Annotated in this window: 1 pseudogene; it reads left to right on the top strand. The window is 33.3% G+C overall.

What is annotated here, in order from left to right:
* Nucleotides 1-682 (top strand): annotated as a pseudogene (locus ACFILO_RS09580) (hypothetical protein); the annotation flags it as partial.
* Nucleotides 683-821 lie beyond the last annotated feature (139 nt).

Below are 821 nucleotides of genomic sequence, written 5' to 3'. Positions count from 1 at the left end.
TAACAATAACAAAAAAAATAAAAATATTATTTTATCAAAAAGAGAAATTGATTTTGAAAATTTAGAAACAAACGATTTGGTTGACGAGCCAATCGAGTGTGATGTTGAAAGCCAATCAGAACAAATCAAAACGATAGAAACCAAACAACCAATCATTCGCGAGCAAAATACCAACACTTCAAACAAAGCTAATAACCGATGGCAAATTGACGAAGCGATGATTGAGAAATTGCCTTCACGAAAAGTTAAAAAGGTTGGAAAACAACTTTCAGAAATCGTTGATAAGATAATGCCTGCTTATTTTCCAGAGAAAGCAAACTTTTTTGAAGGAACAAAGAAAATAAGGGAAAAACAAGAAGTTGAAAGAATACTAGAAGATTTCAAACCCGATTTTCAATACGCAACTGAACAAGGATTAACGCATGATGAAGCCTTATCAGAATTTGAAAAATTTGTACGCTTTTCAAAATCCAACCCATGTCGAAATGCAAATGAACGCGATTGGCAAAGCGCTTGGGATAATTGGATTACGCATCCAGAATATGGATTGGTAATTAAGAAACACAAAAAATCAGAAGTGAAAAAACTATATGAAAGCGCATGTTATAAACCACCGTCAAACAATTTCGCAAATAACCTTTCAGAAAGCTTCAATCAACTTGCAACAGCGATCTACGCTTAAAGACACTTATGGATCCGAAAAAACAGCAAAGTAGTGAAGTTTGCTGATGATTTTGAGAATATATATGCGTTTAAATTGACAGAAAGGCACCGTACAGAGCGATTTAAAGATTTTGTGATAAAAACCACATTGAAATTAA

This window comes from Bartonella sp. AP72JLCBS, assembly GCF_042195705.1.
In the GTDB taxonomy this organism is placed as follows: Bacteria; Pseudomonadota; Alphaproteobacteria; order Rhizobiales; family Rhizobiaceae; genus Bartonella.
This window is presented reverse-complemented; position numbering and strand designations above follow the sequence as displayed.